The 24,517-nt window shown below is 69.3% G+C and carries 23 protein-coding genes and 1 tRNA gene; 10 read left to right on the forward strand and 14 right to left on the reverse strand.

Annotated features, from left to right (window positions below; translation table 11 throughout):
* From PKD89_RS03305 to PKD89_RS03330, 6 genes are all read right to left on the reverse strand, one after another.
* Nucleotides 1–1,237, reverse strand: a 1,237-nt coding sequence (locus PKD89_RS03305; protein WP_324332273.1) for a DUF222 domain-containing protein, incomplete at its 3' end; no start/stop codon positions are given.
* Nucleotides 1,238–1,406: 169 nt separating this feature from the next.
* Nucleotides 1,407–1,479 (reverse strand) — tRNA-Asn (locus tag PKD89_RS03310).
* Between the two features lie 62 nt (nucleotides 1,480–1,541).
* Complete coding sequence (gene rpoD, locus PKD89_RS03315; protein WP_289010997.1) at nucleotides 1,542–2,822, reverse strand: RNA polymerase sigma factor RpoD; 1,281 nt, start codon at nucleotides 2,820–2,822, stop codon at nucleotides 1,542–1,544.
* The gene (gene dnaG / locus PKD89_RS03320) at nucleotides 2,809–4,725 is read right to left on the reverse strand and encodes a DNA primase (protein ID WP_287374182.1); all 1,917 of its coding nucleotides are present in this window, start codon (nucleotides 4,723–4,725) and stop codon (nucleotides 2,809–2,811) included. The genes rpoD and dnaG overlap by 14 nt, the downstream gene beginning before the upstream one ends.
* Before the next feature lie 4 nt (nucleotides 4,726–4,729).
* Entirely contained in the window at nucleotides 4,730–6,268 is a 1,539-nt protein-coding gene (locus tag PKD89_RS03325; RefSeq protein WP_287392471.1) for a putative PEP-binding protein, read from the reverse strand.
* 21 nt (nucleotides 6,269–6,289) lie between these two features.
* Nucleotides 6,290–7,669 carry a glycine--tRNA ligase gene (locus tag PKD89_RS03330; RefSeq protein ID WP_289010996.1) on the reverse strand — a complete coding sequence of 460 codons (1,380 nt, stop codon included), beginning with the start codon at nucleotides 7,667–7,669 and terminating at the stop codon, nucleotides 6,290–6,292.
* A 100-nt stretch (nucleotides 7,670–7,769) separates the two neighbouring features.
* Between PKD89_RS03330 and PKD89_RS03335 the strand changes: the two genes are divergently transcribed.
* Entirely contained in the window at nucleotides 7,770–8,141 is a 372-nt protein-coding gene (locus tag PKD89_RS03335) for a tRNA-binding protein (protein WP_287392476.1), read from the forward strand.
* Nucleotides 8,142–8,348: 207 nt separating this feature from the next.
* Nucleotides 8,349–9,104: a hypothetical protein gene (locus PKD89_RS03340; protein WP_287392479.1), complete on the forward strand. Its 756-nt coding sequence runs from the start codon at nucleotides 8,349–8,351 to the stop codon at nucleotides 9,102–9,104.
* 53 nt (nucleotides 9,105–9,157) lie between these two features.
* Here PKD89_RS03340 and recO read toward each other — a convergent pair whose 3' ends face one another.
* On the reverse strand, nucleotides 9,158–9,871 hold the full coding sequence (recO, locus tag PKD89_RS03345) for a DNA repair protein RecO (RefSeq protein ID WP_287379688.1): 714 nt from the start codon (nucleotides 9,869–9,871) through the stop codon (nucleotides 9,158–9,160).
* A 61-nt stretch (nucleotides 9,872–9,932) separates the two neighbouring features.
* Between recO and PKD89_RS03350 the strand changes: the two genes are divergently transcribed.
* Both PKD89_RS03350 and PKD89_RS03355 read left to right on the forward strand, forming a co-directional pair.
* Entirely contained in the window at nucleotides 9,933–12,011 is a 2,079-nt protein-coding gene (locus PKD89_RS03350) for an ATP-dependent DNA helicase (protein WP_287379687.1), read from the forward strand.
* Nucleotides 12,012–12,148: 137 nt separating this feature from the next.
* Nucleotides 12,149–12,985, forward strand: coding sequence for a hypothetical protein (locus PKD89_RS03355; RefSeq protein WP_289010994.1), 837 nt, complete (start codon nucleotides 12,149–12,151; stop codon nucleotides 12,983–12,985).
* Nucleotides 12,986–13,009: 24 nt separating this feature from the next.
* Here the strand turns inward: PKD89_RS03355 and era are convergent, their stop codons facing one another.
* The 4 genes from era to PKD89_RS03375 are packed head-to-tail and all read right to left on the reverse strand — an operon-like array spanning nucleotide 13,010 to nucleotide 16,955.
* On the reverse strand, nucleotides 13,010–14,011 hold the full coding sequence (gene era, locus PKD89_RS03360; protein ID WP_289010993.1) for a GTPase Era: 1,002 nt from the start codon (nucleotides 14,009–14,011) through the stop codon (nucleotides 13,010–13,012).
* Nucleotides 14,004–15,407 (reverse strand): hemolysin family protein, encoded by a 1,404-nt coding sequence (locus PKD89_RS03365; RefSeq protein ID WP_287392486.1) that lies wholly within the window; start codon nucleotides 15,405–15,407, stop codon nucleotides 14,004–14,006. Before PKD89_RS03365 ends, era begins: the two co-directional genes overlap by 8 nt.
* Nucleotides 15,392–15,934: an rRNA maturation RNase YbeY gene (ybeY, locus tag PKD89_RS03370; protein ID WP_289010992.1), complete on the reverse strand. Its 543-nt coding sequence runs from the start codon at nucleotides 15,932–15,934 to the stop codon at nucleotides 15,392–15,394. Before ybeY ends, PKD89_RS03365 begins: the two co-directional genes overlap by 16 nt.
* The gene (locus tag PKD89_RS03375; RefSeq protein ID WP_425591225.1) at nucleotides 15,918–16,955 is read right to left on the reverse strand and encodes a PhoH family protein; all 1,038 of its coding nucleotides are present in this window, start codon (nucleotides 16,953–16,955) and stop codon (nucleotides 15,918–15,920) included. Before PKD89_RS03375 ends, ybeY begins: the two co-directional genes overlap by 17 nt.
* A gap of 171 nt (nucleotides 16,956–17,126) precedes the next feature.
* Here PKD89_RS03375 and PKD89_RS03380 point away from each other — a divergent pair, with 171 nt between their 5' ends.
* Together PKD89_RS03380 and PKD89_RS03385 are read left to right on the forward strand one after the other, a co-directional pair.
* Nucleotides 17,127–17,681 carry a hypothetical protein gene (locus PKD89_RS03380; RefSeq protein ID WP_287379680.1) on the forward strand — a complete coding sequence of 185 codons (555 nt, stop codon included), beginning with the start codon at nucleotides 17,127–17,129 and terminating at the stop codon, nucleotides 17,679–17,681.
* Nucleotides 17,682–17,756: 75 nt separating this feature from the next.
* Nucleotides 17,757–18,398, forward strand: a complete 642-nt coding sequence (locus PKD89_RS03385) for a hypothetical protein (RefSeq protein WP_289010991.1) — start codon at nucleotides 17,757–17,759, stop codon at nucleotides 18,396–18,398.
* Here PKD89_RS03385 and dapB read toward each other — a convergent pair.
* A complete protein-coding gene (gene dapB, locus PKD89_RS03390) occupies nucleotides 18,384–19,175 on the reverse strand; it encodes a 4-hydroxy-tetrahydrodipicolinate reductase (RefSeq protein ID WP_289010990.1) in 792 nt (263 codons plus the stop codon). The two genes, PKD89_RS03385 and dapB, sit on opposite strands and share 15 nt — an antisense overlap.
* Nucleotides 19,176–19,234: 59 nt before the next feature.
* Between dapB and PKD89_RS03395 the strand changes: the two genes are divergently transcribed.
* The 4 genes from PKD89_RS03395 (at nucleotide 19,235) to PKD89_RS03410 (ending at nucleotide 22,951) form a co-directional block, all read left to right on the forward strand.
* Nucleotides 19,235–20,215: a galactokinase gene (locus PKD89_RS03395; protein ID WP_324332275.1), complete on the forward strand. Its 981-nt coding sequence runs from the start codon at nucleotides 19,235–19,237 to the stop codon at nucleotides 20,213–20,215.
* Entirely contained in the window at nucleotides 20,212–20,988 is a 777-nt protein-coding gene (locus PKD89_RS03400) for a sugar phosphate nucleotidyltransferase (protein ID WP_289010988.1), read from the forward strand. The genes PKD89_RS03395 and PKD89_RS03400 overlap by 4 nt, the downstream gene beginning before the upstream one ends.
* An 85-nt stretch (nucleotides 20,989–21,073) precedes the next feature.
* Nucleotides 21,074–22,321, forward strand: coding sequence for a glycosyltransferase family 2 protein (locus tag PKD89_RS03405; RefSeq protein ID WP_287374207.1), 1,248 nt, complete (start codon nucleotides 21,074–21,076; stop codon nucleotides 22,319–22,321).
* A gap of 3 nt (nucleotides 22,322–22,324) precedes the next feature.
* Nucleotides 22,325–22,951 (forward strand): class I SAM-dependent methyltransferase, encoded by a 627-nt coding sequence (locus PKD89_RS03410; RefSeq protein ID WP_287374208.1) that lies wholly within the window; start codon nucleotides 22,325–22,327, stop codon nucleotides 22,949–22,951.
* On the opposite strand, the gene PKD89_RS03415 is transcribed toward PKD89_RS03410, so the two are convergent.
* Both PKD89_RS03415 and PKD89_RS03420 read right to left on the reverse strand, forming a co-directional pair.
* Complete coding sequence (locus PKD89_RS03415; protein WP_289010987.1) at nucleotides 22,908–23,705, reverse strand: TylF/MycF/NovP-related O-methyltransferase; 798 nt, start codon at nucleotides 23,703–23,705, stop codon at nucleotides 22,908–22,910. The genes PKD89_RS03410 and PKD89_RS03415 overlap by 44 nt on opposite strands.
* Before the next feature lie 37 nt (nucleotides 23,706–23,742).
* On the reverse strand, nucleotides 23,743–24,483 hold the full coding sequence (locus tag PKD89_RS03420) for a transaldolase (protein WP_287374210.1): 741 nt from the start codon (nucleotides 24,481–24,483) through the stop codon (nucleotides 23,743–23,745).
* Nucleotides 24,484–24,517 lie beyond the last annotated feature (34 nt).

Genomic DNA, 24,517 nt, shown 5'->3' on the forward strand with positions numbered 1-24,517 from the left:
TGGCGGCTGTGCGGGCCGAACCGGTGAACCGTCGGGCCCGGCCGAGGTCGATGACGACTCCTGCCGCGTCGACGATCACCCGCCGGACCTTGTGGAGCAGGCTGTTCGCTGCGGCTTCGGTCGGGTCGACGTCGTGGCCGTCGCCGGTGCGGCACATGAACATGTCCGGGTCGAACCTCGGCTGCCGGTCGGCGTCCATTGCGGCGAGCATTTCCTCGTAGGCCTGAGCTGACCAGTGGATGTTGTGCACCCATCCCGGCGCAATGGTTCCGGCGAGCGAACCGGCGGCGTCCCGGAAGATTTTCACCAGGGCGTCGGCGCGGCGTTGGGCATCGGTCCGGTCCAGGTCCTCCTTTGAAATCCCACCGCGGGCCAACACGTCGTCACCCAAACGGGCGACGGCGGCCTCCCAATCGGCCTTGAACTCGGCGTCGACGTAGCGGTCGAGGATCTCTCTCAGCTCGGCGCCTTGGGCGGACGCGAGGAACCCGGTCAGATCCCACGACAGATCAAACGGGTTCTGCACCAAACGGACGTCGCGCTTCTCGTGGTTGCGTTCGTTCGGCGGTTGCGGGCCGTCCTCGTCGATCAGCCGTGCCCACCGGTGCACCTTGTGCCCAAACGCCTTCGCACTCATCGTTTGGGCATCAGCCAAAAACTCGTCGTCACGCTGACGTAACGCTGCAGCGACCCGAGGGTTCGCATCCACCCGCCCCAACGCCCGCACCGCACACGTCGACACCTCACCGGCCTGCCACGCTGCAGTCACCTCCGGAACATCGGCGGCCAGCCGGGCCGTCTTCGCCCGGGCCAACGCCTCGGCCTCGGTCAAACGGGCGACATGGCGGACCATGATCTTCGCCGACCCATGACCGTCGGCGGTGTGCAACACCTGCCGCTGGATCGACCCCACCAACGCAGCACGAGCCGCGTCCAGCCGACGCCCCAACCGCTCGAGTTCCTCAATCCACACCACCGCATCACGAGCATCGGCAGGATCAACCCCAGCAGCAAACAACTCATCAATCGCAGCCTCCGCATCCGCCAACGCTCGGGCCGCAGCAGCATCGGCCACCCCCGAATCGGCCCTCGGTTCGGACGACGACGGAGGTGCCACCGCTTCCCTGGCCAGCCGCTGGCGCAGAGCCGCCAACGCTGCATCCCCGCAACCGGGGCGCCCTCGACCCACTCCCTCCGGACCGCTCCCGGCCGGATCGAAACCCGTGATCGAAGCCATGGGTCCATCCTGACGAACAGCTGTGACAACGAAGCCGACGTCCGAGCAGATGCTCAAGAATTTTTCAGATTCTTTCGGCGATCGCCGGCTCGCTGCCGTGCCCGCTCACGCTGCCAACCCGCCTACAACGACCGAAGGCCCTCGCCGGGAGCGAGGGCCTTCGATCTTGCTCCGGGGGTGAGGCTCGAACTCACGACATTCTGATTAACAGTCAGACGCTCTGCCAGCTGAGCTACCCCGGAATGGACGTGTCACTCTATCAGCGCGGGTGCATACCGGGACCAACCGGTTGGCCCCCGATCGGTCAGTTCTCCAGGTAATCGCGCAGGCGATCGGAGCGGTTGGGGTTACGCAACTTGGCCAGCGTCTTCGATTCGATCTGGCGGATGCGCTCCCGAGTGACGCCGAAGGTCCGGCCCACGTCCTCCAGCGTGTGGATCGTGCCGTCCTCCAGCCCAAAGCGAAGCCGGACCACCGCCCGCTCCCGCTCGTCGAGGTCGCCGAGGGCCTCGACGAGCGCCTCGCCCAGCATCTGCTTGGCGGCCAGATCCGCAGGGGCATCTGCACCGGCGTCGGGGATGAAGTCGGCCAGCGAGGTATCGGCCTCATCGCCCACCGGCGAATCGAGCGACAACGGATCCTGGCTCATGCGCAGGATCTCGCGCACCCGGGTCGGGGTGAGGTCGACCTTGTCGGCCAGCTCCTCGACGGTCGGCTCACGCTCGAGCTCCTGGATGAGCTGGCGCTGATAGCGGTGGATCTTGTTGATCGACTCGACCATGTGCACCGGAATGCGGATCGTGCGTGCCTGGTCGGCGATGGCCCGTGTGATCGCCTGACGAATCCACCACGTCGCATAGGTGGAAAACTTGAACCCTTTGGTGTAGTCGAACTTCTCGACCGCCCGCATGAGGCCCAGGTTGCCCTCCTGCACCAGGTCGAGCAGCGCCATACCCCGCCCGGCGTAGCGTTTGGCAATCGACACGACCAGGCGCAGGTTGGCCTGGGTGAGAGCGGACTTGGCCTGCTCGCCGTCTCGACGGGTGCGCTCCAGCGCCACGCGTTGCTCCCGACCAAGAGCATCCTGGCTCCCCTCGGTCGCCACTTCGGCGAGTCGCTGATCGGCTTCGAGCCCAGCCTCGATGCGCTTGGCCAACGAGACTTCTTCGGCGCCGTCGATCAGGGACACCTGGCCGATCTCGCTCAGGTAGAGCCGGACCGAGTCGCCCGAACCCCCCGACTCGCTCGACGATGACTTCGACCTCGTGCGCTGCTTGGCGCGACTTGGGCGATGGGGCCGCTCGATCACCCCGCTGCTGCGCCCACCCACCGTGACCTCCTCAGCGGGTTCGACGGATCGGTCCCGGTGATCGGGCGTGTGGTCGGACGTGTGGTCGGGATGAACCTCAACGTCGAGTCGGATGCCCTCCGGCTGCAGCGCCGCCTCGACCTCGGTGAGCACATCGATGGTGAGTTCGACCCCGAGAACCGACAACACCTCGTCCAGCGTCAGGCTGCCTCGCCGCCTGCCCTCGTCGATCACGCCTCGCCATTCCGTTGCCTCTACTTGTTCAATGATCGACACCCGATTGGTCCTCCCCCTCGTCCCCGCGTAGATACGCTACCAAGGCTCGGGCTGAAACTTCGGCCGTTTCGGGATCCCGGAGCTGATCCACCCGGCGGGCGACCCAGGCGTGCAAGTTCAACAGCTCGGAGGTGATCGACGTCCCCGCCTCGTCGCGATCTGCCTGGCGCAGCTCGGCTTCGAGCTCCTCCATCGCCCGCGCGCCCGCCCTGGCCACCAGGCTGTGGGCGGCCTCCTCCGGCGTGCCGTCGGGCTCACTGACCGCCAGCCGCGAGAGCAGGCGGGCCTCCCACGACTCGGGATCGGCCTCCGCCACCGCCTGGGCCACCGACCCCGCCGACACGAGGGCGGAGCGCACCGACCGGGCGAGCGGATGGGTAAACAGTTCGGCCGGCAGCGCCGCCAACTCGCCATCGGGTTGTGACGCCAGGTGGATCAGCACGGCCATCTCGGTGGTGTGCACCTTGCCGACCGGACGCGGTGGCGTGCGGATGGCCGGCTCGTCGCCGAAGGCGTCGGCCTCCGGACCCCGCGGCCCAGGATCGCCGTCCCCTGGCCGGATCGACTTGGCCGTGGTCGTGGTCGCGGCGGTGGACGTCGAGACCGCCTCACCCGTCACCACCAGAGTTCTGAGATCCTCCAGCTGGTTGCGCAGCAAGGACGGGTCGAGACGGGAACGGTCGGCCACTTCGAGTAGGTAGGGGTCGCGCACCATCGGGTCGGGGTGCTCGGCCACCACACCCAACGCCGTCGTCGCCCGACGGGCCCGGGCCTCGGGGGTGTCGGCGATCGCGGCCCCCAGCACGCGCTCCAAGCGGAAGCGCAGCATCGGCTCGGCGCTCTCCACCGCTGCGGCCAGGGCGTCGGGATCGGACCGGCTGAGCTCGTCGGGATCGGATCCCTCCGGCAGACGCACCACCTCGACCGCCAGGTTGAAGGCCTTTTCCCAGGCGTAGATCCGCTCGGCGGCGGCCTGTCCGGCAGAGTCGGCGTCGAAGGCCAGCACCACCTTGTCGACATAGCGCGACAACAGCTTCAGGTGGTCCTCGGTGAGGCTGGTACCGCACGTCGCCACCGCCTCCGGAACCCCGGCACGGTGAAACCCGATCACATCGGTGTAGCCCTCGCAGATCACCACCCTGCCGTTGCGCACCGCCGCCTGGCGGGCCCAGTTGAGCCCGTAGAGCAGGCGGCTCTTGTGGTACAGATCGCTGTCCCGGGAGTTCTTGTACTTGGCGCCCTCCTCCCCCGGCATGATGCGCCCGCCGAAGCCGACCGCATGGCCCTCCGCGTCGAAGATGGGGAACAGCACCCGCGCCCGGAAGAAGTCCTGCAGACGTCCCGCCTTGTTGGTGAAGCCCAGGCCCGTAGCGGTGGCGGTTTCGCTGTCGAGACGCAGCGACCGGCACAGGACGTCCCAGCTGTCCGGGGCCCAACCGATGCGGTAGCGGGCCACCTCCTCGGCGTCGAAGCCCCTGCTGCGCAGGTAGGAGCGAGCGGCCGAGGCATCGGGCGAGGTCTTCAGCCGCTCATGGTAGAAGTCGACCGCCTCCTCCACCTTGGACAACAGGCCCTTGCGCTTCTGGCGGGTAGCCGACTCGGCGCGGTCGGTGTAGTTGAGGGCAATGCCCGCCTTGGCCGCGAGGCGCTCGACCGCTTCGACAAAGTCCAGCCCCTCCAGCTCGCGCAGGAAGGTGATGGCGTCGCCGGACACACGACAGCCGAAGCAGTAGTACAGGCCCTCGGCCTGATTGACCGAAAACGACGGTGACTTCTCGGAATGGAACGGGCACAGGCCGCTCCAGCGGCTGCCCACCTTTCGCAGTTGGGTGTGCTCCGAGACGAGCGCGACGAGGTCGGTCGCCTGGCGAACCCGCGCGATGTCCTCGTCGACGATGCCCATCGCCTCAGCCTGCCCCAAGCGGCGGGGCGCTGCCGCTTGTGTCGAGGCGGAGCAGCGCTTGGGCGGCGGCCAGCCGAGCACCGGCAACCCGATGCGGCGACACCGACAGCGTGGTGACACCCAGCTCGATCAGCGGGCCGATCGAGCTGGGGTCGCCGGCGACCTCGCCACAGGCGCTCACGTCGAGATCGGGCACTACCGCCCGGGCGTCGGCGATCGCCAGGCCGATCAGGCGGCCGACCCCATCGACGTCGAGGGAGGCGAAGGGGTCGATCTCCCCGGGTACTGGGGGGGCGTTTCGGTCGACTCCCCAAGCGAGGGCCGTGAGATCGTTGGTGCCGATCGTCAGGAACGCCGAGCGCCGGGCGATCTGAGCGGCGGTCAGCGCCGCCCTGGGGACCTCGATCATCGCCCCGACCGGCAGGGCCACCCCCTCAGCTGCGGGTCGCAGCTCGTCGAGCAGGCCCGACACGAACTCGAGGTCGTCCGGCCCGCCCACCATCGGCACGAGCACCCGCAACCCGGCCGGTTCACCCCGAGCCGCACGGTCGGCAGCGACGCCGGTCAGGGCGCGCAGCTGGGCTCGGTACAGATCACTGCGCAGGCGGGCCGCCCGCACACCCCGCTCGCCCCTCACCCCACCGGCAATCCCGAACTCGGCGGGCGACGCATCGAGCAGCCGCACGGTGGCGGGCGCTCCATCGAGCGCGTCGAGCAGCGCCTCGGTGGCCAAGCGGTTGACCTGCTCGAACCGGTCGAGCAGCGCCGGGTGCTCCGAATCAGAGCCCCCGGGCAACAGCTGGGCGAGCAGCGGGCGGTGCTCGCCCAGAAACCAGTGCTCGCTGCGGCACAGGCCCACGCCCGTGGCGCCCAGCCGCATCGCAACTGCCACGTCGGCGGGCGATTCGGCGTTGGCGAACACCGCCACGCGGCCGGCGGTGATCTCATCGGCCCACGTGAGCAGCTCGGTCATCTCGCCAGGAAGCTGGGGCGTGGTCGGTGCCGGCGTCCGGGCGGGTGTCTGAACGGCCCCGCCCACCATCTCACCGGCTGCCACTCGGCCAACTGCCGCATCGCCTTCGGGGGCACGCCGGATGACACCGGTCGACCCATCGACGACGAGCGCGTCGCCCGACCTCACGGTTGCGGCACCGAAGCGGGCCGACCCGGCCTCGAAGCTGAGCCGATCGACGCCGCACACGGCGGGCACGCCCCAGCCACGGGCGACGATGGCCGCATGGCTGGCCGTGCCCCCGCCGGCGGTCACCACCGCAGCGGCGTGACGGATCACCGGTTCGTCGGCCGGGGACGTGCTCGGCACGACGAACACCACCGCCTCGCCCCGATCGAGGCCCGCCAGCGCGGCATCGAGTTCGAAGTAGGCGGCGCCCGCGCCCCGGCCGGGCGAAGCGGGCACGCCGACGGCGAGCGACTCACCCGTTGCCTGGGCCGTGATCAGGTCACGGGCGACGAGACCCTGGAGGACATCGGGGTCGAACGCAGCCACCGCCAGCACCCGCTCGGTTGCGCTGGGACCCGTCACGACGCCAGGCCGGTCATCGCATCACTTGAGCCGTGGGCGCAGCCAGTCGGCGACTCCCTCGAGGGGGATGCGAACCTGCTCCATCGAGTCGCGGTCGCGGATGGTGACCGCCCCGTCCTCGGAGGTCTCGAAGTCGACGGTGACGCAGTAGGGCGTGCCCAGCTCATCCTGGCGACGGTACCGGCGACCGATCGCCTGGTTTTCGTCGTATTCGCAGCTCCACTCGTCGCGCAGCTCGGCGGCCAGGGCCCGAGCGGTCTCCTGAAGGGGCGACTTCTTCGACAGGGGCAGCACCGCCACCTTGTAGGGCGCCAGCCTCGGGTGCAGGCGCAGCACGACGCGTTCTTCCCCGCGCACCTCCTCGACGTCGTAGGCGGCCAGCAGGAACGCGAACGCCGTGCGGGTGGCGCCGGCGGCGGGCTCGATCACATGGGGTACGTAACGCACGCCCTCGGCCTGGTCGAACCAGTCGAGGCGCTCGCCCGAGCGCTCGGTGTGGGCTTTGAGGTCGAAGTCGCCCCGGTTGGCGATGCCCTCCAGCTCGTCCCAGCCCCAGGGGAACAGGTACTCGACATCCGCCGTGGCCGAGCTGTAGTGGGACAGCTCATCGGCCTCGTGCTCGCGCAGGCGCAGCGACTCGCGGGGCATGCCCAGCTCCAGGTACCAGCGCTCGCGCTCGGCCTTCCAGTACTCGTAGTACTTCTCAGCGTCCTCGGGCGGAACGAAGTACTCCATCTCCATCTGCTCGAACTCGCGGGTGCGGAACACGAAGTTGCCCGGGGTGATCTCGTTGCGAAAGCTCTTGCCCACCTGGGCCACGCCGAAGGGCGGCCTCACCCGCGTGGTGTTGATGATGTTCTTGAAGTTGGTGAACATGCCTTGAGCGGTCTCGGGGCGCAGGTACGCCAGCGCACCCTCGTCGGCCACCGGCCCGGCGTGGGTGGAGAACATCAGGTTGAAGTTGCGGGGCTCGGTGAAGCTGCCGGTCGCCTTGCATCCCGGGCACTTGTCGGGGTCCTCCAGCTTGTCGAGACGCCAGCGCTGACCACACTTCTTGCAGTCCACCAGTGGGTCGGTGAAGTTGGTCAGGTGCCCCGAGGCCTCCCACACCGCCGGCGGGGTGAGGATGGAAGCGTCGAGGCCGACCACGTCGTCGCGCTGTTGCACCATCGCCCTCCACCAGGCGTCCTTGACGTTGCGCAGCAACAACACCCCCACCGGCCCGTAGTCCCAGGTGGAGCGAAAGCCGCCATAGATCTCCGCCGAGGGGTAGACGAAGCCGCGTCGCTTGGTGAGGTTGACGATCTGGTCGAAGCGCCCAGGGTCGTTGGAGGGCGTGGCGTCGTTCGAGGGCGTGGCGTCGTTCGAGGACGCAAACTCAGGGGAGGGGGTATCGGACATAGCCGTCGAGGATACAAGCGGCCGCCACCCAGGACAGAAGGGGGGTTTCACCCAGCGCGTCCATCTGCCCCGACCGGTCGCGGCGGGGCAGACTGGCGCCATGGGTCCCTCACCACAGACGCCCGCCTCCCCGCTCAAGGAACCGGTGTCCGTCGAAACGTTCGCCTCGCTCGATATTCGGGTGGGGGTGATCGTCGACGTCGAGGCGTTTCCCGAAGCGCGCGCACCGGCGTGGAAGCTGCGGGTGGACTTCGGACCCACCATCGGCGAGCTGGCGACCTCGGCCCAGGTGACCAACTATGCGCCCGCCGAGCTGCTCGGGCGCCAGGTCGTCGGCGTGATCAACCTGGGCGTCCGACGCATCGCCGGATTTCGCAGCGAGTTCCTCGTGCTCGGCGCCATCGCGAACGAGGGCACGGTGGCGTTGCTCGCCCCGGACCCGATTTCAGCGCCGGGTCGGCCGGTTGCCTAGGGTCGCCACGTCGATGCCTCTTGGAATCAACCAGCGTCCATCAGGATGCGACCTCGCACCGATAGTGTGTGAGTACCTTCGAGGAGGAGCACTATGAGCAACATCCCACCACCACCCGGCGCACCACCGCCACCCGGCCAGGGAGGCCCCGGCCAGCCCCCACAGGGACCGCCTCCGGGTATGCCCCCGCAGGGACCGCCGCCCGGAATGCCCCCACAGGGACCACCCCCAGGACCGCCTCCCGGCGGTGGCTACGGACCGCCCCCCGGTGGCGGTGGCTTCGCTCCCCCGCCCGGCGGCATGCAGGGTGGCGGCGGTGCAGTCGACGTCATGGCGGCGCCCTCGTGGGCGTTCAAGAAGTTTCAGGAGGACATCGGCACCTGGCTGCTGCTGGCATTCATCCCGCTGATCGTGTTGGCCCTCGTGTCGGGCGGCATCAATGTCGGGGCCGGCGTCGTCACGTCGAACAGCAACAGCTTCTTCCTGTCACTGCTTGTCAACGCGATCACGACGATCGTCGGCTTTGCCTTGTTCGGGCTCGCAGCACGCGGGTTGATCAGGGCCGGGTTGGCCGTCACCCGAGGTGAGAAGCCGTCGCTGGAACACATGACCGACATGACCGACATCGGCCCCTACCTGGCGCTGTCGGCCATCCTCGGCCTGGCGGTCGGCATCGGCACCTTCTTCTGCTACATCCCCGGCATCATCATCGCCGTGGTGACCGGCTTCGCCTACACGGTGCAGCTGGACCAGAAGCTGGAACCGATCGACGCGATCAAGAAGGGTTTCGAGATGGTGCAGGCCAACCCGGGCCCCGCACTGCTCGGGCTGTTCCTCTCCGGCCTGATCGGTCAGGTCGGCCTGATCCTCTGCTGCATCGGTGTGTTCTTCACCTGGCCGATCGGCTGGATGACCAACGTGCACATCTACAAGCAGCTGCGCGGCGAGCCGATCGCTCCCTGAGCAGTTCCCCTCCGGGGGACAACTGAATACTCCCCGAACCGCGGGTGTCCGAGCTACCAACCGGTAGCGCCGGGCACCCGCAGTCGGCGTTCCAGGTGTGCTTCCATCGACACCTGCGCCACCCGGGCCACCTCTCCGGCGGCCACCGGGGCCGACCCCAACACGTCGTTGACCCGGCCCTCCGACACGGCGCGTAGCACGCCGAGTGCGTCGGCACCCAGCGCCATGCCGGTGGCACAGCTTCGGCACTGCGCCCCGCCGACGGCCGGATCGACCGCCACCAACTCGGCCCGTTCGCCGCAGCTGACGCAGCGCTCCAGCTCCAGGCCGACACCATCGGCCTGCAACAGGCGAAGGTAGAACGCCGGGACGACCAGCGGCCCGGGACGCTCCTCGATCGTGCGCAGCACACCCACGCACATCCGGTACAGGCGGGTATCGCGCCCACCCTCGTTGGAGAGGTGCTCCACCGCTTCGAGCGTGGCCGCCACCGCCGCCATCCGGTCCAGGTCGGCTCGGCTCTCGCTGAACGTGTCGATCCGGACCGCCTGGGTGACGATCAACAACTCGCTGCGCCCCTCATGCAGCTGAACCGCTACGTGACCGCCCGGCTCGAGGCGGCTGCCGAACTTCGATGCGGTGCGTCGCACCCCTTTGGCCACCGCCCGCACCTTGCCCCGGCCCTCGGTCATCAGCACGATGATGCGGTCAGCCTCGCCCAGCTTGTGGGTCCGCAGCACCACGGCCGAGTCTCGGATCAGGGGCATCGAAGCAACCTACCGGCGGGCACTGCGGAGTGGGGGTAGTGGCCAGGTAGTTTGGCCCTCCGTGACCGACGCTCCGACCTCCACGCCCGCCGATGGCACCGCGGCGCAACCAGACCCCGTCGTCGGGGCCCTGGCGGCGGTCACCGGTGCCCTGGCCGGCGGTGGTGAGGAGCGGCCCGGGCAGGTGCAGATGGCCAGGGCGGTGGCCGAGGCGATTGCCGACGAACGCCACCTGATCGTGCAGGCGGGCACCGGCACCGGCAAGTCGCTCGCCTACCTGGTGCCAGCCGTACTGTCGGGCAAGCGCACGGTGGTCGCCACCGCCACCAAGGCGCTCCAGGATCAGCTCTTCGAGGTGGACCTGCCGCTCCTGGCCGCCGCGCTCGACCGCAGGGTCGACTTCGCCGTGCTGAAGGGCCGCTCCAACTACGCCTGCCTTCAGCGGGTGGATGAGGTGGCGGTGGACCTCGACCAGGGATCGCTCGAGCTGGACGACGCCGGGGGTGACGACCAGCGCGGCGAGCTGGCCCGCCTGGTCGAGTGGGCCGAGACCAGCCACGTGGGCGACAAGGCCGAGCTGGAACGCGACCCATCGGTGGCCGCCTGGGGCGCGGTGTCGGTCGGCCCGCGCGAATGCCCTGGGGCATCGAAATGCCCTCGGGGCGAGGACTGCTTTGCCGAGGCGGCGCGCGCCCGGGCGGCCGCTGCCGACGTCGTCGTGGTCAACACCCACCTGTGGGGGCTCAACCTGGCCGCCGACCGCATGGTGCTGCCGCCCCACGACGTGGCGATCCTCGACGAGGCCCACACCACCGAGGAGGTGATCTCGTCGGTGTGCGGCATCGAGGTGACCGCCGGCCGGTTCGCAGCCACCGCCCGGGCGATCGCCGCCATCGTGACCGACCCGGCGCTGATCGCCCAGATCGATTCGGTAGGCAGCGGCCTGAGCGACGACCTGGAGGACCATCGCGGCGAGCGGTTGGACAGCCTCGACGATGCGCTGATGCTCACGCTGAGCCTGGCTCAGGCCCACCTGAGCTCGGCGATGGACGCGGTCCGCAAGGTTCCCGACAACTCCAGCCCCGACGTGGCCACGCGCAAGGCCCGTGCGATGACCGCCGCCACGGCGCTGGCCGACGACCTGACCAAGATGGTCGAGCCGGCGGCCGATCTGGTGCGCTTCGTCAACGACGATCCGGGCCCGCCCCGCATGCGCCTGGCACCGTTGGCGGTGGCCGACACCCTCGACCGGCTGCTGTGGAACCCGGAGAACGGCGGCGGCGCCGGGGCGACCAGCTGGGATCCCGACGACGAAGCTGACCGGCATGACGCCGATGAAGGGGCCTTCGGCGGTGGGTTCGGCGACGAGCGGAGCGGCGAGGGCCCACCACCGGGACCCAGCACGGTGATCCTCACATCGGCGACGATCCCCGCCACCATGGGAAAGGTGCTCGGCATGCCCGACGAGGCCACCGAGGTGCTCGACGTCGGCAGCCCGTTCGACTACGAACACCAGGCGCTGCTGTACTGCGCAACGTCGCTGCCCGACGTGCGCGAACCGGGCTATCCCGAGGCGATGCGCAACGAGCTCGACCGGCTGATCCGGGCTGCCGGGGGCCGCACCCTGGCGCTGTTCACCAGCCACCGGGCCATGATCGCCGCCCACGAGGAGTTGGCGCCCGACCTGTCTTTTCCGGTGCTGCGCCAGGGTCAGCACTCCAAGGCGGTGCTGGTGCGCCGCTTCACCGAGGACGAACCGACATGCCTGTTTGCCACGATGGGATACTGGCAGGGCATCGACGTGCCCGGGCCCACGCTGTCGCTGGTGACGATCGACCGGCTGCCCTTCGCTCGGCCCGACGATCCGCTGCTCGATGCCCGTCGCGAACGTGCCGGCGCCGCAGCGTTCAAAACGATCGATGTACCCCGGGCGGCCACGCTGTTGGCGCAGGGCACCGGGCGGCTGATCCGCTCGTCGAAGGACCGCGGTGCGGTCGTCGTGTTCGACAAGCGCCTGGCCACCGCCAGGAGCTACCGCTGGGACCTGATCTCGGCGCTGCCACCGATGCGCCGCACCAAGGACCGCACCGAGGTGATCAACTACCTGCGCGAGATCCGCGACGCTTCGACAACGCCGTAGCCCAGAACTTGGGTGACGTGGCGGTGGAGCGGCAGTGACCATGGCTTGGTTTCATCATTCCCGAGTTGTCTCGGGAGGTCGCTCCGGCGCCTCGGCCCGCTCGCCGTCGGCGTCGCCATCTGCCTGGCGTTTGCCGGGTGCGGCACCGGGCTCACCGGCGACGAGGCCGAAACGGTGTCGTCGACCACGAGCGACACGGACGACCCGTCGACCACCGTTGCAGCACCGGGTACAGATCCCACCGGGAGGTCATCGCAGCGGTCGACGCCACCCTGGCAGCCCCATCCTTCACGCTGTCGACCGATGCCAAACTGACCACCGGCACGCTGCAGTCCCGTCTGATCGCCTCGGGCTCCATCGACTTCCCCCAGTTGATCGCCGACATGACCATCTCCGTCGAGAGTGGCAACCAAAAGGGAGAGTCCGAAACCCGCGCCAACGGCACCACCGTGTGGGTACGGGCGGACAATGATGGCGTCAACGAGCTGGACCTTCCCGACGGCAAGCGCTGGGTCGAGGGAGGAACGGAGCAGCTGACCGAGGTGCAGATCTTCCAGCAGGGCACCCGCGGGCTCCTCGGGGTGCTGCTGACGCTGCGCGCTGCGGAGGCCACCGAGACGATCGGCACCGACAACCTCGACGACACCGAGGTGACCCGCTACCGCACGTCGGTCACCTACGAGGACGCAGTTGAAGCGGCCGGTCCCGATTCCGATGCGCTCGAACAAGCGCTCAGCCTTGATGCGCCGACGCCGGTGAACCTCACTATCGATGTGGCCATCGGATCTGACGGGGTGATCAGGGAGTTTGTCCTGATCACCGAGAGCGATGCCGACTCGACAGGACTGGCGGTTGACTATCGGCTGGGCCTGACCGACGTCGGTCTGGACGTCGATGCTCCCGAACCTCCGCCTCGCGACGAGACGGTCACCGGGACCCAGGCGGAGGCTCTCTTCGACGGGCTCGGCGACTGACGATCACCTCGGCGAGCGGCTGGCTCAGTAGCCCAGCTTGTCCAGCTCGGCGTCCTTGCGCTGCCAGTCGCGGTTGACCTTCACCTTCAGCTCCAGGTGGGTGCCCTTGGGCAGCAGCTTGCGGGCGCCGATGCCGGCCCGCTTCAGGTTCTCGCCGCCCTGGCCGATCACCATGCCCTTCTGGGAGATGCGCTCGACGAGGATCTCCACCTCGATGTAGGGCCAGTTCAGCTCGACGCAGCGGGTGGCGATCGAGTGGGGCAACTCCTCCCGGGCGGTGGCCAGCAGCTGCTCGCGCACCAGCTCGGCCACCCAGAAGGCCTCCGAGGAGTCGCGCACCTGGTCCTCGGGGTACCACAGCGGGCCCTCGGGCAGGCGACCGACGAGGTGATCGACCAGTTCGGGTACGCCCTGCCCGGTGCGCGCCGACACCGGGAAGAACTCCGGCGACCCCTTCTCGAACCGCCTGGCCAGGGCATCGGCGGAGGAGATGGCGGCGAGGATGCGCTCGGGGGGCAGCCGGTCGATCTTGTTGATCGCCACGACGACGTCGTCGGGCATGGAGGCCATCAAGCGGGCATCGCCCGGGCCACCGACCCCCTTGGAGGCATCGACGACCAGGACGGTGGCGTCGGTGTCCTCGCGAGCCTCGAAAGCGGTGCGGTTGAGGCGCCTGCCCATCTCGGTCTTGGGCTTGTGCACGCCCGGCGTATCGACGAGCACCAGCTGCGCGTCCGAGCGGGTGAGCACGCCCCGGATCTCGTGGCGGGTGGTCTGGGGCCGGGGCGACACGATCGTCACCTTCTCCCCGACGATGGCGTTGGTCAGCGACGACTTGCCCACGTTGGGCCTGCCGGCCAGCGCCACGAAGCCGCTGTGTTGTCCGGCTGCGGGTTGCCCGGTGGCCGACCGACCGGCCGGCATCCCCTCGGCCTCGGCGAGCTCGTCGGCGCTGTCGAGGTCGTCGAGCAGCTGCCAAGGGTCGGCGGGCTCTGCATCGTCATCATCGATCGGGGTGTCAGCCATGTTCGTCGTTCCGTTCGTCGCTTCGGTCGCCGTCATCGGTCCCAGCGGAATGATCGTCCGGGATGGCTGGATCGGTCGGGGTGGGCGGGTGAGCTGCATCGGGTACGGACTCGACCAGCACCCACATGATCCTCCGCCCACGCATCTCGCGCACGGTGAGCCGATAGGCATCGGCCTCCACCTCGTCGCCGACGTCGGCGGGGCGCCCGAGTTGCTCGACGATCAGGCCGCCGACCGAGTCCCAGTCGCCCTCGGGGAGAGGTTCGACCCGTCGAAGCGACAGGTGCTCCTCGAGGTACTCGTTGGCGTCGTCGATGCTGAGCGATCCTCGCAGCAGCATCGATTCGTCACCCCTGGGAAGCGCCAGCGGCTCGGCCCGGTCGCTCTCGTCTTCGATCTCGCCGACCAGCTCTTCGAGCAGGTCCTCCATCGTCACCAGCCCGGCGGTGCCGCCGTGCTCGTCGAACACGATCGCCATGTGGGTGCGGGCGTTGCGCATCTGCGGGAGCACACGGTTGACCGCGATCGTCTCGGGCACCAACAGCGCCGGGGCGGCCACCGACGCCACCTTGGTCCCGCCTTCGCCACCGCGCACGCGTCGCAGCGCATCCTTGATGTTCACCACGGTGGCGATGTCGTCGGCGTCCCCCTCGTGAACCGGCATGCGGGTGACCCCCCGCCGCAAGGCCACGTCGATCGCCTCGTCCAGATCCATGTCTCCTGCGACCGTGATCATCTCGGGACGGGGCACCATCACCTCCCGCACCAGGGTGTCGCCGAACCCCAGGACCGATTCGATCAGATCGCGCTCCTCCTCATCGATGGCATCCGCCTCGACCAGGTCGGTGGCGAAGTGCACGATCTCCTCGTCGGAGAAATACGGCCCGGCTCGGCGACCCTTGCCCGGCAGGAGGACGTTGGTCAACCGGATCAGCGCCGACGACAGCCAGCGCAGCGGCGGGATGCCCGCCAGAAATTCGACGAGTGGCGCCGCCTGGATCGCCGAGTCGGGATGATCGAGCGCCCAGGTCTTCGGGGCGGCCTCGGCGAGGACAAAGACGACGACGACGTTGAGCGCCGTGGCGACGATCAAGCCGAGCGGGCCGAACAGCCGGGTCCCCAGCACGCCGACCAGGGTGGCCTCGATCAGCTGCAACATCAAGGTGAGCAACAGCATCACGTTGACGAAGCGTTTCGGGTTGGTAGCCAGGCGCAGCACCCGCTCGGCGCGCCGACCCTGACGGTCGACCATCGCAGCGGCGCGCGCCCGGGTGGTGCGGCCGATCACCGTTTCGGCCCAGGCGAGGACGGCGATCGTCACGACCAGCGCCACGACGACCGAGGCCAGGATCCATTCGGTGGTGCCAAGCTCAGCGGCGATCACGGCGTCGCCCACGGGTCGCCGGCCAGCGGCCCCCAGCAGCGCTTGAGGATCTCCCGCTCACGGGTCACCATCGCCGCCGCTTCGGCGGGCTCGGCGTGGTCGTGGCCGGTCAGGTGGAGCCCGGCGTGCACGACGAGCAGCGCCAGCTCGTCGGCCGGGCTGCCCGCATGACCAGCCGCTTGAGCCTCGGCCACCGCCGGGCACACCACGACGTCGCCGATCAGACGGGCAGGCTCGCCGGGCCCGGCCGGCCAGTCGGGGTCGGCAAACGGCTCGAGGGGAAAGCTGAGCACGTCGGTCGGGCCCTCACCGTCGAGGTGCTCGGCGTTGAGCTGGGCGATCTCAGCCGGGTCGACCAGGCTCAGGCCCACCTGGGCCGGGCCGCTCACCCCCTCGGCCTCGAGCGTCGCTCTCAGCAGTTCCATGAGGCGCGCTGGGTCGACGGGAAGCGGGTCGGCGCGGTCCCGCGCGTCATCGAATTCGACGGAGATCGACGTCGCCGGGTCGATGCTGGTCCGGTCCTCAGCTGGGTTGGCCACGAGGCCCCTGCGCCTGCGCCCCGGCGGCGGTGCGGGCGTCGAAGCGTTCGTAGGCATCGACGATCTCGGCCACGATGCGGTGCCGCACCACATCCCGTCGGGTGAGCTCTACGAAGGCCACCCCGTCGATGCCCTCGAGCACCTCGGCCAGGCCGTCCAGGCCGGAGCGACCGGTGCCGACGTCCTTTTGGGTTCGGTCGCCGGTGATCACCGCCTTGGAACCGAAACCGATGCGTGTCAGGAACATCTTCATCTGCTCGGGCGTGGTGTTCTGCGCCTCGTCGAGGATAATGAAGCTCGAGTTGAGGGTGCGACCCCGCATGAAGGCCAGCGGCGCCACCTCAACGGTGCCGCGCTCGAGCAACCTGGCTGCGCCCTCGGCGCCCACCATGTCGTGAAGAGCGTCGTAGAGCGGGCGCAGGTACGGGTCGACCTTGGCCATCAGGTCGCCGGGAAGAAACCCCAACCGCTCCCCCGCCTCGACCGCCGGGCGGGTCAAGACGATGCGGTCGACCATCTTGGCCTGCAACGCCTGCACTGCGGTGGCGACAGCCAGCCAGGACTTGCCGGTACCCGCCGGGCCGATCCCAAAGGTGACCAGGTTGTTGGCGATGGCGTCGGTGTAGCGCTTCTGGCCCGCGGTCTTGGGGCGAACGTTGCCGCCGACGCTGCGCCGCAGCACGGTCGAGGTCAGAACGTCGGCGGGTGCCTCGTCGGCGCGCACCATGTCGGTGGTACGGCGCACGACGCCGGCGTCGATGCGCTGGCCGGCCTCGGCGACCACCAGCAGCTCCTCAAAAAGCCGGGCGACGTTGGCCGCCTCGGGCCCGTCAGCGGTGATCTCGTTGCCCCTGACGTGCACGGCGGTGCCGGCGAAGGCGTGCTCGATCACGTCGAGGTATTCGTCGGCCGGGCCAAGCAGCGTGCCCATCAGGTGGTTGGCCGGGATGCGAACGACAGCGCTGGCAGTCGGCATGAGCGCTGGTTCGGAAGGCTGAGATGACGGGGAAGGCTTGGTCATAGACCCGGTTCTGATCGCTGGCGTACTCGTCGGTGCCCGACGCCTGAGCGCAGTGCCGATCGACTCGCCCCCAGCATAGGTCCGCTCGGGGCACAAACCGGCCGCGATCGGGGCTGTCTCGGCCGGGCCCGAAGGGTTGACACCTGCGTTCGCGGTGGAAACGATGAGCTGGTGGAGACCTCGGGTGACCCGGTGCAAGCGGCGCTCGAGGAGCGACGCGCCCGACGGGTCGAGGCGTACCGCCTCGATCGCGGCCTCACCATCGCCGATCGCTGCCGGGATGCCGCCGAACGGCGGCTGCGGGTGCGGGCCTTCCTGATCGGCAACACGTCGGTGGCGGGCATCGCCCTGGCCGCGGACGACGCCCTATTGACGATCGAGAGCACCAACGGCGCCGGCCCGACCCGTCTGGCATACGTTGCCGTCGATGCCCTGGTCCGTCTCACCGTGGCCGAGGTGCGCACCGGACCCCGAGCGGCACCACTGACCTCCCCCGATGCTCCCCCGCTGCCCCGTGCGATCGCCGAGCTGGCCCGCGATGGTTCGGACCTGACCGTTGTCCTCAGGGATGGCTCCACCGTGCGCGGGCCCCTCGTCTCGCTGGGCGATCGGACGATCGGCTTCGGTGCCCCGGGCGCTTCGATCGATTGGGTTGACCCGGAACAGATCGTCTCGGTGGCCAAGATCGCCCGACCCCCGACCGACGCCGGGCACCACCGGCGCTAGCGTGATCTGATCGCCACACCAGAGGCCCATCCCCCGGTCAAGCCGTTTGGCAAGCCGGCCCTCGTCGCCGTCTTCGTGGCGATCGGGCTGCTGATCGCCGCCAACAACATCGGCTTCGCCAACCTCGCCCGTTGGGTGGACACGCGTCCGGCGCTGTTGCTCGCCTTCAACTCGACCAACAAGATCCTGATCGCAGTGGCCGGACGGGTGCCCGAATGGGTGTTCTTCACCGTGCCGCTGCTGCGCCTGTTGGCGCCCGACCCGTTGTTCTATGCCCTGGGGGCCCGTTACCGGGACGTCGCCGTGCGTTTCGGGTCCGACCTGTACCCCGGCGCCAAGGACTGGCTGACCGAGCTGACCAGCGGGGCCAACCCCGGCGCCCACCGCACCCTGGCAGCGCTCACCTTTCTGGCCCCCAACAACCCGGTGTGTCTGGCCGCCGGCGTCATCCGCATGCCGCCCCGCCTGTTCTGGTCGCTCAACATTGCCGGAACGCTGGCCCGCATCGCCCTGATCCGGCTGCTCGCCGCCCTCTTCGCCGATCAGCTCGACCGCCTGGTCGACACGATCGTCGACTACCAAAGCTGGTTCACCCGCATCACCCTGGTCGTGCTGGCGTTCTACACCGTCATTCAGCTGCGTCGTCTGGCCGGCAGCGCCGAGGACCTGAGCGATCCCGACATCCCAGAGAACCCGGCGGGCTCAGAGGTCGAGTAGGACGTCCAGCCCGACGGTGACGCCGGGTCGGTCGGCGATCGCCTTGGCGGCCATGACGACGCCGGGCATGAAGCTGGTGCGGTCGTAGCTGTCGTGACGGATGGTCAAGGTCTGGCCGGTCGTCCCCAACACCACCTCCTGATGGGCGACCATGCCCCGCATGCGCACCGAGTGGATACGCACTCCCGGCTGGGCCTCGCCGCCGCGGGCACCCTCGACCACCGTCGTGGTCGTCGGGTCGTCCGCCCACTGCGCCGACGCTTCGGCGATCCGCTCGGCGGTCAGCATTGCCGTGCCCGATGGCGCATCGACCTTCTGGTCGTGGTGGTACTCGATCACCTCGGCGGTTTCGAAGTAAGGCGCAGCGTCGGCGGCAAGGCGCATCATCAAGATGGCGCCGATGGCGAAGTTGGGGGCGATCACGCAGTTGGAGCGGGTGAACTCCGAGCGGAAGCGGGCCAGGTCGGCCTCGTCGAAGCCGGTGGTGCCCACTACGGCGTGGATGCCTGCGTCGGCCAGCCATGCGAGGTTGGCTCGGGCGGCGTCGAGATGGGTGAAGTCGACGACCACCTGGGCGCCGGCGGCCGCCAGCGAATCGGCGTCGTGGGCGATCTGGAGGTCGCCCACCGTCGGGCCGGCCACCGCCGACAGGTCGAGCCCCGCATGGTGCGGGTCGACCGCGGCCACCAATTCCAGGTCGCGGTCAGCGGCCACCGCCTGGCACACCGTCGAACCCATCCTGCCCCCGGCCCCGAACACACCGACCCGTATCGTCATGGTCGGTCACGCTAGCGGCCACCGTGAAGGTTGTGACCCCCCCGGTCCGACCGACGCGGATGACCATCCCCCGACCCCCCCTCCGCACCCCGATGGGCGGGGGCGGACCCGACCTGCCCAGCTACTACCGCCGCAAGGGCGGTCGCCTGGTGTCGGCGGCGATCAACCGCTACGTCTACATCTCGATCAACACCACGTTCACCGACGACTACCTGTTGAAGTACTCGACGATCGAACGGGTGGCGACCACCGCCGAGATCGACCACGACATCCTGCGCACCGCCCTCGAGTTGCACAAGATGGCGCCGGGCATCGAGATCGTGTCGATGGCCGACATTCCCGCCGGTACCGGCCTGGGCAGTTCCGGCTCGTTCACGGTGGGGCTGTTGCGGGCGTTGTACGCCCACCGCCTCCAGCCGGTGCTGACCGACGAACTGGCCGAGCAGGCCTGCGCCATCGAGATCGACCACCTGAAGGAGCCCGTGGGCAAACAGGACCAGTACATCGCCGCGTACGGCGGGGTCACCTCGTTCGCGTTCCATCCCGACGACCGAGTGGACGCCGCTCGTCTCGAGGTGTCCGATGACACCTTGAGCGAGCTGGAGGAGCACCTGTTGTTGTTCTTCACGGGCTACTCCCGGGCCGCGTCGCAGATGCTGGCCGACCAGGACCGCCGCTCGACTGAGGCGGACGAGGCAATGCTGGCCAACCTCGACCACACGATGGCGCTCGGCGACGAGATCGCCAACGCCCTCATCGCCGGCGACACCGAAGCGTTCGGGGAGCTGATGCACGAGCACTGGGAGGCCAAACGAGCCCGCACGTCGGGCATGTCCAACCCCGACATCGACCGTTACTACGCGGTGGCACGCTCGGCCGGCGCACTGGGCGGCAAAGTGGTTGGCGCCGGGGCAGGGGGCTTCCTCCTCGTCTATGCGCCCGAACCAACCAAGGTGCGTCGCGCCATGAAGGCCGAGGGCCTCGACGAGCTGCGTTTTCGCTTCGATCACCTGGGCTCGACCGTGCTGACCGCCCAGTGAGCGAACCGCTGGACGAGCGAAATGACCAGCCGATGCAGTGTGCAATCCTGTCGGGCGGCCTGGGCACACGGCTCGGTGAGCTCGGCCGCCGCCACCCCAAGCACCTGGTCGACGTGCTTGGACGGCCCTTCGCCCACCGCCAGCTGGAATGGCTGGCGGCGCAGGGGGTCAGCGACGTCGTCGAATGCATCGGTCATCTGGGCGACGAGATCGTCTCGTCGCTGGCCGACGGCGGGCGCTTCGGCCTGTCGGTCACCTACAGCCGCGATCCCGACGCAACCGACGGCTCTACCCGGCCCGGAACCGGCGGCGCCCTGATCCTGGCCCACCGTCGCGGGCTGCTCGCCCCCCGCTTTCTGGTGCTCTACGGCGACTCCTGGCTGCGCCTCGACATCAACGAGTTGTGGCGCCATGCCGAGGCTCACGCCGACGACTACCTGCCGGCCACGATGGCAGTGATCGACAATCGGCACGGCTCCGAACCATCCAACGCCACGATCGACGGCCCGCTGGTGCGCTACCGCAAACCACAGGACGAGGTGGGTGCCAGTGCCGGCGCCACCCACATCGACTACGGGATCAGCGTCCTGTCGTCGTCGCTGCTCGACGTCGATGGACCCGCGCAAGGCGACCTGGCCCACATGATGGAGACCTGGTCGGCGGCGGGCCGCGTGGCCGCCCACGAGGCGACCCGGCCCTACGACGAGGTGGGCACGCCCGAGGGGGTCGCCCGCTTGGAGGCGGCGCTACTGGCACCCGGGCGTCCGGGCTGACACCATCTCACCCACACGGCGCGCCGACACACGGCACGTCCCACCCACGATGGAGCCCCCGCCCCAGCATGATCCGGCACCGACGATGAGCACCGATGCCCGGCTGGACCAACCCGGCGCGGTGCAAGCCCACCCAACCGATCCGGCGTTGGAGGTGTGGATCCCCGTCAACGACGTGCCCGACCCCGAGGTGTCGATCGTGATCCCCGCCCTCGACGAGGCGATCACGATGGAGGCCTTCGTCGCGTGGTGCCACCAGGGCCTGGCCGACGCCGGCGTGCGCGGTGAGATCCTGATCGTCGACAGCTCGACCGACGACACCCCCCACATCGCCCTGGCCGGCGGGGCCCGGGTGCTGCGCACCCCCAAGCGGGGGCTGGGCCGCGCCTACCTGGACGCCATCGACGTCATCCGCGCGCCGTGGGTGATCATGGGCGACGCCGACTGCACCTACGACTTCCGCCTGCTGGCCCCGTTCATCGAGGCGTTTCGCGACGACTACGAGTTCGTGATGGGCAGCCGTTGGAAGGGCACGATCGAGGCCGGATCGATGCCGGCGCTGCACCAGTACTTCGGCACGCCCTTCACCACCTGGATCCTCAACCTGTTGTACAAGTCGGACTTCTCCGACATCCACTGCGGCATGCGGGGCCTGACCAAGGACGCGCTGGTGCGCATGCGGTTGGTGTCCCAAAGCTGGGAGTACGCCTCGGAGATGGTGATCAAGTCGGTGCATCTGGGCCTGCGCACCCAGGAGGTGCCGGTGCGCTTCCTCAAGGACACCGAGGGGAGGGTCAGCCACCACCGCCGGGCAGGCTGGTTCAGCCCGTTCTCGGCCGCCTGGATCAACCTGAAGGCGATGTTCATCCACGGTGCGGACTTCTTCCTGGTGCGCCCTGGCCTGGCGGCGTTGATCGTCGGGCTGCTCCTCACCGTGCCGCTGGCCGCGGGGCCACTGACCGTCGCCGGGGTGACGTTCACGACGACGACGATGATCTTCGGGCTGGTCGTCACCACCTTGGGCGTCTTCAGCTACCAGCTGGGCCTGCTCGCCCGCGCGATCTACGACCGTCGGGGCATGACGACCGCACGCCTGTTGCGCCGCTACCGCTACACGCGCACGGTCGGCACGGCGATGGCCGGCGGAGCGCTGGGCGCGTTGGCCACCCTGCCGCTGATCGTGCGCTACGCGACGAACGACTTCACGCTGACCGAGGGCGACCTGCGCGTCGCCCATGTGGCGATTGCCGGGCTGACGCTGGGCATCGTCTGCTTTGCCACGTTCGCCTTCACCCTGCTGCTACACGCGGTTGCAGCCGCACGCCGGGACTGAAGCGTGCCCTCCGAACGCACAGGGTCCTTCGGCGAACACGCCGCACCAAGCCCGGTCGACCGCCTGGGCACGTGGTGGGGCCGCGCCGCGTTTGGACGTCGGGTGGGGCCGCTCACCGCCAAGCGCGTGGCCGACCTGGGCTGCGGTTACGACGCCGCGCTGGCCCGCTCGATCGCCGCCGACGTGGCGTCGGTGACGCTGGTCGACCTGGCATTGAACCCCGAGTTGGAGGCTCTGCCCAACGCCACCCTGGTGCGGGGCCAACTCCCCCAGGCGCTGGCCGACCTCGACGAGCAGTCCTTCGACGTCGTCGTCCTCAGCTCGGTGCTCGAACACCTCGACGACGACCAGGGGGCCCTGACCGCCTGTCACCGGCTGCTCGCGCCGGGGGGCGTGCTGTTCATCAACGTGCCCAGCTGGTGGGGCAAGACCGCGCTCGAGTTCTCGGCCTTTCGGTTGGGGCTCTCCCCCGCCGAGGAGATGAACGACCACCGCCGCTATTACGACCCGCGCGACCTGTGGCCCAAGGTGGTTGCCGCCGGGTTCGTCCCCGAGGACATCGCCTGTCGCCGGCACAAGCTGGGGCTCAACACGTGGGCAACGGCTCGTCGGACAACTTCACCAGGGTGAGGTGACCGTTGAGGCTGGTGATCCCCCGCAGCGCCGTACCGGCGGCGGCCATCAGCTCGGCGCCGAGGGTGGCCACCCCCTCGCACTCATAGAAGCCGTAGTCGTCGAAGATGACCAGGCCGCCGACGCCAAGACGGGGCCAGGCCCACTCGAGCGTGGCCTTGGCCGAGTCGTACACGTCGACGTCGATGTGCACCAGGCGCAACGACCGGTCGGCGAGCGCATCGCCGGTGTCGTCGGGGAACATGCCCTCGGCCACCAGGGTGCTGATGCCGGGAAAACGGCCGAGCAGGTCCTCGACCAGGGCGACCGACGTGTCAGAGTGTTCACCGCCTCGGTACCATGGGTCTTCCGAGCCGGCCCCAACCACCCCGCGAAAGGTGTCGGCGAGCACGACGGTGGCATCGAGGCCCAGCCAGCGGGAGCGCTCGGCGAGCAGCGCCCCGGTGCCGCCGCGCCATACGCCCACCTCGAGCACATCGCCGGATACCGCAGCCACCTGGGCCAACGCCGACCACAGGTCCCAGCAGCGATAGATGTCGACGAGCGTGTGGTCGGCCACCGCCTCGTAGGTGGCGAGAAACCCCTCGTCGTCGTACCAGGGCGACAGCGTGGCCGTGGGGGCCAGAAGCCGGTGGGAGTGCCGGGAGCGATCGCCGTCGACCGGGATGCGGGCGAGCAGGCGTTCGAGGCGCCGCCGTTCGCGCAGCCACAGCACCGACGCCTTGCCGCCCCGGATCACAGCGTCACGCACGAGCGAGCTCACCGGCGTCGGCCCGGGCAGCGGGCGGTCACAGGCGATAACCGGAGGCGACGGCGTCGTTGCGGAACATCGCCACCGTGTCGAGGGAGAACTCGTCCAGATCCTTGCCGATCGTGGGCAGCTTGGCCAACAGATCGGCGGTCATCGTGATCACCTGGCAGCCCACCTGGGCGGCCTGCACGTAGTTGTAGGCCTCGCGGGGGCTGGCCCAGATCAGGCGCTGGTCGGCCTCGGCCGCCATGATCGCCACCGAGGCGGCCATGATCGGCAGCGGGTCGCGCCCTGCGTCGGCCACCCGCCCGGCGAACACCGAGATGTAGCTCGGCGGCCCGCCGGCCAGCGCGGCGGACACCACGGCCACCTGGCGAGGCGTCATCAGCGCCGTCACGTTCAGCTGGACGCCGTCGGCCGCCAGCTCGGCCACCACGTCGTGGGTCGAGGTGCCATCGGTCGTCGTCACCGGCACCTTGACGAACACCGCGTCGCCCCACCCGGCGAGCAGACGGGCCTGGCGAACGATCTCGGCGGGCTCGTCGGCAAACACCTCGAAGGAGATCGGACGATCCCCCACCACCTCGAGCGCGCTGCGGGCGAAGGCCTCGTAGTCGCTCACACCGGCCTTGGCCAGCAGGGTCGGGTTGGTCGTGAACCCGTCGATCATCGGATCTTCGGCCAGCTTGGAGATCGTCGGCAGATCCGCACCGTCGGCGAACAGCTGCGGTGGGGTAAGGCCCCCCGCTTGGGGGAGTCGGTCGAGCGGGTAGGTCATCGGGTTCCTCTCACGGCCGGGCCATCAACCGGTG

The sequence above is a fragment of the Candidatus Neomicrothrix sp. genome (assembly GCF_035329545.1).
GTDB classification, from domain to species: Bacteria; Actinomycetota; Acidimicrobiia; order Acidimicrobiales; family Microtrichaceae; genus Microthrix; species Microthrix subdominans.

Excerpts from the sequence above, each read along its gene's own strand:
- dnaG (WP_287374182.1), bottom strand. The coding sequence starts at position 4,725 with ATGGGCATCGTCGACGAGGACATCGCGCGGGTTCGCCAGGCGACCGAC.
- PKD89_RS03330 (WP_289010996.1), bottom strand. The coding sequence starts at position 7,669 with ATGTCCGATACCCCCTCCCCTGAGTTTGCGTCCTCGAACGACGCCACG.
- PKD89_RS03335 (WP_287392476.1), top strand. The coding sequence starts at position 7,770 with ATGGGTCCCTCACCACAGACGCCCGCCTCCCCGCTCAAGGAACCGGTG.
- PKD89_RS03340 (WP_287392479.1), top strand. The coding sequence starts at position 8,349 with ATGCCCCCACAGGGACCACCCCCAGGACCGCCTCCCGGCGGTGGCTAC.
- recO (WP_287379688.1), bottom strand. The coding sequence starts at position 9,871 with ATGCCCCTGATCCGAGACTCGGCCGTGGTGCTGCGGACCCACAAGCTG.
- era (WP_289010993.1), bottom strand. The coding sequence starts at position 14,011 with ATGGCTGACACCCCGATCGATGATGACGATGCAGAGCCCGCCGACCCT.
- PKD89_RS03375 (WP_425591225.1), bottom strand. The coding sequence starts at position 16,955 with ATGACCAAGCCTTCCCCGTCATCTCAGCCTTCCGAACCAGCGCTCATG.
- dapB (WP_289010990.1), bottom strand. The coding sequence starts at position 19,175 with ATGACGATACGGGTCGGTGTGTTCGGGGCCGGGGGCAGGATGGGTTCG.
- PKD89_RS03395 (WP_324332275.1), top strand. The coding sequence starts at position 19,235 with ATGACCATCCCCCGACCCCCCCTCCGCACCCCGATGGGCGGGGGCGGA.
- PKD89_RS03405 (WP_287374207.1), top strand. The coding sequence starts at position 21,074 with ATGAGCACCGATGCCCGGCTGGACCAACCCGGCGCGGTGCAAGCCCAC.
- PKD89_RS03420 (WP_287374210.1), bottom strand. The coding sequence starts at position 24,483 with ATGACCTACCCGCTCGACCGACTCCCCCAAGCGGGGGGCCTTACCCCA.